The organism is Pseudoalteromonas sp. A601 (genome assembly GCF_002165575.1).
Taxonomy (GTDB): domain Bacteria; phylum Pseudomonadota; class Gammaproteobacteria; order Enterobacterales; family Alteromonadaceae; genus Pseudoalteromonas.
On sequence record NZ_MXQF01000064.1, the window covers coordinates 1 to 8,594 of the forward strand.

Consider the following 8,594-nt stretch of genomic DNA (forward strand, 5'->3'; position numbering starts at 1 on the left):
AAATTGCACTTATTATCCGAATCTAGGATTGCATTAAATAACTCTATTAACTGACTAAAATAAGTTCGGTTCTGGAGTAAATCACTAACTTGTTGACTTGCATTAGAACTCTTAAATAAATTGTACAAAAGCTCATAAAATCGGTGGGTAACTTTAATTACTTTTTCATTAGATAATATAGATTCGGTCCACGTTCGCGCATGCCTTCCTGTTGAGCCTTTATAGGGGAGTTCACAATAGTTTTTTAAAGATACTACGTTTTGATACACATCAAAAGTATCAAGCATTCTAGCAATGATGTGAAATGTATTCATAGGCCAAATGATATAAGATAGGAAAGTATCTTCTTCTAACGAAATAGCAATAAGACCTTCTTTACTATTATTCTTTTGCACTTTAACAAATTCAGTAGCACGCCCCTCTGCATCATCACCTAAAATTGTATTTCTTAAAAAAGTAGCTAATTGCATATTATAAAGCCTGTTCGACTATGGCGTCGGTGAAGTGAATTTTAGTGGTTTGCGCGTCGTTTAAACAAGCTTTAAGTTGGTCACAAAGTGTCATTAATTCATCGACTTTAGTAAAAGTGCGGTGTTGCTCCTTTTGTGGCGAGAGGGCAACAACTAAGCTCCTAATTTGTTCTCTTGATGCATTTTTCATGGAACTACTTAGGAGTACACGGTCTTTACTTGACGATATAGCCTCTACTGTTTTATTAATTGCTTGTAGCTGATAGTAACGCGGGTGTTTGCCACTACCATCATCGTAATAGGCTTGGTTGATTATGGGTAATTGCGATTCGGTATAGCCTTTGTAGGCACAATATTTAGCCCAAAGCTCTTGCGGTGATGGGAAATCTTCTAAGCGTATTTCGGTTTCAAGGTTATGCGCATTAGACGTGCCTGGCTTGGTTTTATCGTGGAATATAAAGCCATCGCCATTAGAGGCGAATATAAACGGCACATCAAGCAGCCTGGCGTAATCTAAGCCTTGTTGAAGGCCTTTACCTACTTCGTGCTTATTCGCTTTAGCTTCAATAACAGCCAGTGGCATGCTGGGTCTATGGTAAAGCACTATGTCAGCCGATTTAACCGTTTTACGCACACCAAGCTGCCCACGAACGGTTACTTTACCGTCACGTAGTTTAACCTCTTGGCATACTTGAGTTATGTCGTCCCAGCCTGCTGTTTTAACTGCGGGTAGGATAAACTTACTGATTATATCGGTTTCGCTGAGCTTTCTTTTATCCATAACTTAAACCATCCCTAAATACTACGCTATGAGTGCGCACAACTCGTTGATTCAACGCGTTTCGTGCGATTTAGTGATGCTATATAAAATATGGCGAATTAGCAAAAATAAAAGATAAACTTAAAAGGAGATAGATTGCCTCTCGCTTTCAAATCGGGCTAACTCAATTACTAATCAACTAGCGAACCCGTTAACCTCACATATTTCTCTGCCAGTTCATCTAAACTTTCACGATGATTAGGATCGGGCTTTATACAGTCAATGGGGCATACACTCACGCAGGTGGGTTTGTCGTAGTGGCCTACGCATTCAGTGCATTTATCTGGGTCTATTTGATAAATTTTAGCGCCCATATAAATAGCTTCATTTGGGCACTCTGGATCGCACATGTCGCAGTTAATGCATTTACTATTTATCAGTAAAGCCACTATCTAACCTCATTGCATATTGCTAGCATAAAATTACAGCCGTAAATTATGCATTTTATTCTCTATCGCTTTATTGATCTCAAACAACAAAAAAGTTTAAAGTTACTCGGTTTATTTCATTCAGGCAGCTATTACTTTTGTGGCAAACACTCGACGATTTAACTCGTTTATATGAGTTAACAACCGCGCCAACTGAAGGCAAGAATGTGCCAACGTCTATTGTTCAGGTATTAAAGCGTTATTAAATAATATCGATTCAAAGGTTATGGTAGTTTGTGTTTTTAATTTTTAAGCTTTAATTATGATCTCGATTTAACGCAACGAGCTGCAATGTATTACTTTTACCAGAGTGATAAACCCCTTCATTTATTTCTCGCTCTACCTCATGAAAAATAATAAATGAAAGTGCTGAAAAATCATTAATAAACATTGGTTGAGTATATAAAAGCGATTGGTCTTTTGGGCCACCGGTGTTGTTATTAAGCTGCAAAGGCGTATAACCTTCAATTATAAGTACACCATTTTCTGATAATCCAGACACACACTGAGAATGCACCTGCTTTCTAACTGCTGGAGGAAGGTGTGCAAATATCATGATAATTGCATCCCAGCTATTTTCAGCTATTTGATATTGTGACAGATCACTGAGTACAGTTGTTATTTCAACTTGTTGCTCTTGTGCTAAGGCCTTAGCCTTAGCAAGGGCGGCACTTGAAAAGTCTACTAAAGTAACTTCGTAACCTAGCTTTGCTAGATAAACAGCATTACGCCCTTCCCCTTCAGCTAAACACAATATTTTTTCGCCCGTAATATAATGTGTATTTTCTTTTAAAAAATCATTAGGCTCTTTGCCATAAGCATAGTCACTTGATGCAAATCGGTCGTCCCAAAAGTCAATAGGATTATTCATTATTAAGCCTCATTAATATCAAAGTTGATAAGGTTGCTAGTCTGATTTATCTGATAGCTTCTCTGGTTTTGCCATCCACTCTCTGCCTTTTAACATGCCTAACCAATAAATAGGCGGCAACAGTTTTTCTTTTAGTAGCCAAGCAAGTCTAGATGGGCGTTTACCATTAATAATCCATGACGGAAAGCTATTCATTACTTTACCACCATAACCAAATTCAGCTAATACGACTTTACCAAGTTCAACAGTCAGTGGACAGCTACCATAACCGTTATATATAGCTTGATTTTTAGATAATCCTCTCGCATATAAAAGATTAGTAGCAACAACTGGTGCTTGCATTCTTGCAGCAGCAGCCGTTTTTGCGTTTGGCGCATTAGTAGCATCACCTAATGCAAAAATATTACTAAACTTTTTATGCTGTAATGTTGATTGGTCAACATCTATCCAGCCATTTTTATCAACAAGTGGGCTCACTTTAATAAAGTCAGGAGCAGACTGAGGGGGCACGACATGCAACATATCAAATTTAACTTTTTCCACAGATTCATTTTCGCCATTAACCACTTTAAAAGTCGCTATTTTTTGCTTTCCATCAACAGCAATTAACTCATGATTGAAATTCATATTGACATCGTACTTTTTAATATACTCTAGTAGAGCTGGTACATACTCTTTAACACCAAAAAGAACTTCGCCTTTATTGTAAAACTCCACATCTATATTATTAATTACTTTGTTTTTAAACCAGTAGTCAGATGATAAATACATGGCTTTTTGGGGAGCTCCGGCACACTTTATCGGCATTGGTGGCTGAGAGAACACCGCCTTTCCCTTCTTGAGATTTTGCACCAACTCCCAAGTATAGGGTGCTAAATCGTACCTATAATTTGAGGTTACGCCATTTTCACCTAATGTTTCGCTGAGCCCATCAATTTCATGCCAATCAAGCTTAATTCCAGGACATACTACCAAGTGCTCATACTTAACCGTTCTACAACCGTCAATTATTACCAAATTTTCATTGGGGATAAATGCAGCTGCCGCACCTTTAAGCCACTTTACACCATCAGGTATTACGGAAGCTGTAGTTTTAACCGTTTGCTCAGGAGTAAAAACCCCTCTGCCAACTAATGTCCAACCTGGTTGGTAATAATGTATTTCATTGGGCTCAATAATGACTATTTCACTCTCTGGTGAACGTGACTTAATACTCGCAGCAACAGCGACACCGCCTGCCCCAGCACCTATTATCACAATCGGGTAAGAAAAATCAGCTTTACTGATTTGCGTTTCACCATTATTTTTTAAGCGTCTAATAACGCCACTTAAATCATAGCCCGCTTTTTGTGATAAATTTAAAATCTCTTCATAAGAATATGTTTTTGGTGCACTCATGGCCCATAACGTGATTGAGCGAGTACCTGTTCTACAATAAGCTAAAATAGGTTTCGGTAAGTCTCTAACAATATTTTCAAAGTTTTTAATATCATTATCGGTCACCTTACTACTTACAACTGGTAAGTAATGGCAATTTAAGCCTAAATTATTTGCTTGTTTTTCTATTGCAGCAAAACTAATTTGATCAGCTCCCTCACCATCTGGTCGGTTACAGACAATAGATTTAAAGCCTTGTTCTTTTATATGCTGCAAATCGTTCAGCGTTATCTGTGCCGATACAGATAATTCAGGTGTTACTCGCTTAAAGGTCATAATCGTTCACCCTCACTATTTGCATTAACCATTGAATACAGAATCCCTGAACGAGTGCCAGTTCTGCAATATGCAAGAATAGGCTTTGGTAGCTTACTAAGGGCAAACTCAAATTCTTGCTTGTTTTCTTCTGTAATTGCACCGCTAATGACGGGTAGATAATAAGTTAATATACCAAGCTCATGAGCTTGTTCATTAATAGAAGAAAATAAAGGTTGTGTTTCGCATTCACCATCGGGTCTGTTACAAATAATGCTCTTAAACCCCATTTTTAATACTTCTGTACAATCTTCAATACTTATTTGGGGTGATACTGATACATCATCAGATAACTTTTTAATGTTCATAACATCTCTCCAACTAGATTGAATTAACAGGAACTCTAATAAAAGGTTTACCTGTCTGTTCAGATTTTAAAAATTGGCCATTTCTCAAGTTACATTGAATTGCGGGTAGTAGTAATTTAGGCACTGCTAGTGTTGCATCCCTTTTCTCACGCTTGGTAATGTACTCTTGCATTGTTACACTCGGCGAGACTTGAACATTTTCAGATTTAGCTTGAGCAATTGAAATACAAGAAAGTGGTGATGAACCCTCTTTTGGGTAATCGTGGCCTAAATACACCTTAGTATCATCACTCAAAGTGAAGAATCGCTGGATTGTATTATATAAATCTTTTGCGCTACCGCCTGGAAAGTCACATCGAGCAGTCCCAAGGTGGGGTGCAAACATAGTGTCACCAACAAAAATAGAGTTATCAATTAAAAAGCTTGCGCAAGCAGGTGTATGACCTGGTGTATGCCAGACGGTTACATTAAGATCACCAATATTGAATGTGTCACCTTCTTCAAATAATTCATCGTACTGACTGCCATCGCTTGGCGTGTCATCACACATTTCGAATACAGGTAACCAAGTAGCTAATACTGCTTTGATACCGCTGCCTATGCCTATTTTTCCTCCAACATTAGATTTTAGGTAGTGGGCAGCTGTTATGTGGTCTGCATGAACATGAGTCTCTAAAATCCATTCATTTTGTAAATTATTGCTTTTAATAAACTCAATCACTCTGTCTGCATTAACGGTTGATGACTTTCCTGAAAAAGCGTCATAATCAAGCACAGAATCAATAACAGCGCACTTACTTGTTGCTTTATCAACGATGACATAAGTAAAAGTAGCGGTTGTTGTGTCGTAAAATGTTTCAACGTTCATCGTTTTTTCCTTCTAGATTAACTCTTTAGAAATAATAAATATGGCGATTACCAAAGTGAAAAAGGCAAAGAACTTTTGCAATGACGCACCGTCTAATTTACTCGCTACTTTTGTTGAAATAGCCATACCGATAAAAGTAGCAACGAGCATAAGCGGAAGTAATGGCACTTCGAGAGAAATGCCCGCTTGTAAATCACCAACAAATCCGAGTAATGATTTAAGCGAAATAATAAAAAGTGACGCACCAACCGCGTTTTTCATTGGCATTCCCAGAAATAAAACAAGTGCGGGTATAATTAAAAAGCCGCCTCCAGCCCCTAAAACACCTGTCACTAAACCAACTACAGCGCCTTCTGTCATTATTAAAGCAACTTTAGAACTAGGGTTTGAGATAGAAGGTGCGGAGTTAGTTACAGCTTGAGATTTGTACGCTTTACGTAACATCATTACAGCCGATGCCAACATTAAGATGGCAAATAAAACCATAATCGCTGTATTTTTAGTGATATGTATGGGCGATAAAAGTATATCGTCTGGGATATTTGGCATTAAGAAGGCGCGAGTAAGGTATACAGCTACAATTGAGGGTATCGCAAAGAGTATTGAAGCTTTTATATCAACTAGCCCTTCACGAAAATATCTAATTGCGCCAAATGCCGCTGTAGCTCCAACTAAAAGTAATGAATATCCCGTTGCAATATCTGGTGAAATGCCCATTAGATAAACAAGGATAGGAACTGTAAGTATCGAACCTCCCCCCCCTATAACGCCAAGAATTAGCCCCATAAAAACGGCCATTAAGTATCCAAGAATAACCATACCGCAAACCCCAAACTAAAAAGAATATAATATAATTAAATGTTATAACAACCAAGTAGCAATATGTCTAATTAAAAAAGGTGAATCACGCAATCTATTTTTAAGATAATGGATAATAGCCAGAAAAATAACATTTTATAAATACACAAGGCATTGATTTACATATATTATTTTCAATATTAGACAACACTAATGTTAAAAACAAACAAACAACACCTTGTCAACTTTAATTTTGAGATATAATATAACATCTTACTTTTGTAAGGGCTAAATATGAATCAAATTAAATTGATACTTTTATTACTACTGTTTTCTAATTCTTTATTTGCAAATCAAGACAAGCATAGTCAATCAGAAATAGAGCAAATAACTGTAACCGCTTCTCCTTTTGCTACTAAGGTTCTTGATTCTGCTGCAGCAATAAAAATACTAAATGGGCAAGAAAAGAGATTAAAACAGACTTTATCTTTGGGTGATTCATTAGCCAGTTACAGCGGTGTTAGCTCAATATCAACAGGCAGCCAGTCTGGGAAGCCAGTGATCAGAGGTTTGAGTGGAAATAGAATAAAAATTTTATGGAATTCAGTGGCGCAAGACTTTTTACAGTTTGGTGTTCGCCATCCTCCAGGTTTAACACCTGTAGTGGCCCAAAGAATAGAGTTAGTAAAAGGGCCGATGGGTGTCTTATATGGTGCAGATGCAATAGGTGGCGTTGTTAATTTAATAAGCAGCGATATTCCCATTGGCGCAGATAACATTATTTCTGATGCTAATGTAGGGCTAGCGTATCAAACAAATAATTCTCAAAAGGATTATAATCTGAGTTTGTCAGGTGGCTCAAAAAGGTGGGGCTGGAATGCAGCTTTAACGGAGTCTGCGGCTGATAATTTTAAAACACCAAACACGCAATCTTATTACGATTCACAAACACTAAATGCTCCAAAGTTTACAGGCGAAATTCCTTTTACAGACTTCAATATTCAAAATGCTGATGTTGCCATAGGGTATTCCGTCCACCACTGGGATGCGGATTTTCGCGTAAACATTTGGAATAACGATCAAAACTTCTTACAACCGAATGGCCTTCCTACAGGTCAAAAGTTACGCAACGAAAACTTTGCAGCAAACTTAAATTATGAATTTTTATCTCAGTGGTCAGCTAATATTAAACTGAGCCTACAAAAAAACGAGAGGGATGCAGTAACAGGCGCTTCCTATCAACAATTAACGGAATATAATAAAGATTTAGCTATCTCTTTAGAGCGAAAGCAAGCCACTATTACACTCAATCACCCACAAGTACATGGTTGGAAGTGCCAATTTGGCACTGAGCTTGTTAATAAAAATCAGAACACCTCAATTGGCACACTAGTACCGGATGCTGACTATAATTCCAGAGCGATATTTCTATATGAAGTATTAGACTCCGATCTATATATAGCTGAGTTCGGTGCTCGTTATGACTCAATAAAACAACAAGCTATTAATACAAAACAAGCATGGGTTAGTGATTTTACAGAACATCAATGGCAGGCACTGAGTGGATCAATTGGTATAACATGGAAGCTTGACAACCAATGGCTATTGATGAACAGGGTTGCACGAGGTTTTAAAGCTCCTTCAATATTCGACCTTTACGCAAATGGTATTCATGGTGGTGTGGCTGCATATCAAATAGGTAACCCTGAACTAAAAGAAGAATATTCCTTAAATAAAGAAATTGGCTTAACTTATTTAGGAAATAAACTAGAGAGTACAATAACCTATTTCCATAACAAAATAGACGACTATATATACCAAGCAAACTCCTTATCGTTTGATCAAAACTCCTCGCTCCCCATATACGTTCAAAAACAAAACAACGCCACTATCGATGGTGTAGAAGCTGAACTAAATTGGAAGATTAATGAAAAAACGTCCGTCGAAGCAAACTATACATGGATTAATAGTGAGTTAGCGCAAACAACTGAAGAACTTCCTATGATGCCCGCGGATAGTGGCTACATTGCAGTGAATTATTTGTTTGACGATACAAAGCTAGCAAAAAATCTACAGCTCAACGCTAACTATTCTTTTTATGCAGATAAACAGTCAGCTGGGGCTTATGAGCCATTCTCCCAATATGATTATTTACCTTTTGGAACCGCGTCAACTAAAAGCTATGGACTTTTTGGGATTAGTGCATCGGCAGATTCGCTGTTGCTTGATAAGCCTTTTTTTATTCAACCCTAGATTCGGATAATAAGTGCAATTTCTTA

Annotated in this window: 8 protein-coding genes and 2 pseudogenes; 2 read left to right on the top strand and 8 right to left on the bottom strand. The window is 37.5% G+C overall.

The window, feature by feature from the left end; translation table 11 throughout:
- The 3 genes and pseudogenes from B5G52_RS21485 to B5G52_RS21495 all read right to left on the bottom strand — a co-directional run.
- A partial coding sequence (locus B5G52_RS21485; protein ID WP_140394363.1) for a hypothetical protein occupies positions 1-470 on the bottom strand: 470 nt, incomplete at its 3' end.
- 199 nt (positions 471-669) lie between these two features.
- A pseudogene (locus B5G52_RS21490) lies at positions 670-1,251 on the bottom strand (type I restriction endonuclease); the annotation flags it as partial.
- A gap of 170 nt (positions 1,252-1,421) precedes the next feature.
- A complete protein-coding gene (locus B5G52_RS21495; protein WP_087534683.1) occupies positions 1,422-1,679 on the bottom strand; it encodes a YfhL family 4Fe-4S dicluster ferredoxin in 258 nt (85 codons plus the stop codon).
- A gap of 77 nt (positions 1,680-1,756) precedes the next feature.
- Between B5G52_RS21495 and B5G52_RS22580 the strand changes: the two are divergent.
- Positions 1,757-1,924: pseudogene (locus tag B5G52_RS22580) on the top strand (transcriptional regulator); the annotation flags it as partial.
- Positions 1,925-1,974: 50 nt separating this feature from the next.
- On the opposite strand, the gene B5G52_RS21500 reads toward B5G52_RS22580, so the two are convergent.
- Genes B5G52_RS21500 through B5G52_RS21520 form a run of 5 tightly spaced genes read right to left on the bottom strand, consistent with a single transcriptional unit; the run spans position 1,975 to position 6,336 of the window.
- Entirely contained in the window at positions 1,975-2,589 is a 615-nt protein-coding gene (locus tag B5G52_RS21500) for a bifunctional 2-polyprenyl-6-hydroxyphenol methylase/3-demethylubiquinol 3-O-methyltransferase UbiG (RefSeq protein WP_087534684.1), read from the bottom strand.
- Between the two features lie 36 nt (positions 2,590-2,625).
- Positions 2,626-4,302 carry a bifunctional protein tyrosine phosphatase family protein/NAD(P)/FAD-dependent oxidoreductase gene (locus B5G52_RS21505; RefSeq protein ID WP_087534685.1) on the bottom strand — a complete coding sequence of 559 codons (1,677 nt, stop codon included), beginning with the start codon at positions 4,300-4,302 and terminating at the stop codon, positions 2,626-2,628.
- Positions 4,299-4,649, bottom strand: coding sequence for a TIGR01244 family sulfur transferase (locus B5G52_RS21510; RefSeq protein ID WP_087534686.1), 351 nt, complete (start codon positions 4,647-4,649; stop codon positions 4,299-4,301). The genes B5G52_RS21505 and B5G52_RS21510 overlap by 4 nt, the downstream gene beginning before the upstream one ends.
- Positions 4,650-4,662: 13 nt before the next feature.
- Complete coding sequence (locus B5G52_RS21515; protein ID WP_087534687.1) at positions 4,663-5,517, bottom strand: MBL fold metallo-hydrolase; 855 nt, start codon at positions 5,515-5,517, stop codon at positions 4,663-4,665.
- A gap of 12 nt (positions 5,518-5,529) precedes the next feature.
- Positions 5,530-6,336 (bottom strand): sulfite exporter TauE/SafE family protein, encoded by an 807-nt coding sequence (locus B5G52_RS21520; protein ID WP_087534688.1) that lies wholly within the window; start codon positions 6,334-6,336, stop codon positions 5,530-5,532.
- 273 nt (positions 6,337-6,609) lie between these two features.
- Here B5G52_RS21520 and B5G52_RS21525 point away from each other — a divergent pair, with 273 nt between their 5' ends.
- A complete protein-coding gene (locus B5G52_RS21525) occupies positions 6,610-8,568 on the top strand; it encodes a TonB-dependent siderophore receptor (RefSeq protein WP_087534689.1) in 1,959 nt (652 codons plus the stop codon).
- The last annotated feature ends 26 nt before the right edge of the window (positions 8,569-8,594 follow it).

Coding starts and splice junctions, on each gene's coding strand:
- B5G52_RS21525 (WP_087534689.1), top strand. CDS start 6,610: ATGAATCAAATTAAATTGATACTTTTATTACTACTGTTTTCTAATTCT.
- B5G52_RS21510 (WP_087534686.1), bottom strand. CDS start 4,649: ATGAACATTAAAAAGTTATCTGATGATGTATCAGTATCACCCCAAATA.
- B5G52_RS21505 (WP_087534685.1), bottom strand. CDS start 4,302: ATGACCTTTAAGCGAGTAACACCTGAATTATCTGTATCGGCACAGATA.
- B5G52_RS21515 (WP_087534687.1), bottom strand. CDS start 5,517: ATGAACGTTGAAACATTTTACGACACAACAACCGCTACTTTTACTTAT.
- B5G52_RS21520 (WP_087534688.1), bottom strand. CDS start 6,336: ATGGTTATTCTTGGATACTTAATGGCCGTTTTTATGGGGCTAATTCTT.
- B5G52_RS21500 (WP_087534684.1), bottom strand. CDS start 2,589: ATGAATAATCCTATTGACTTTTGGGACGACCGATTTGCATCAAGTGAC.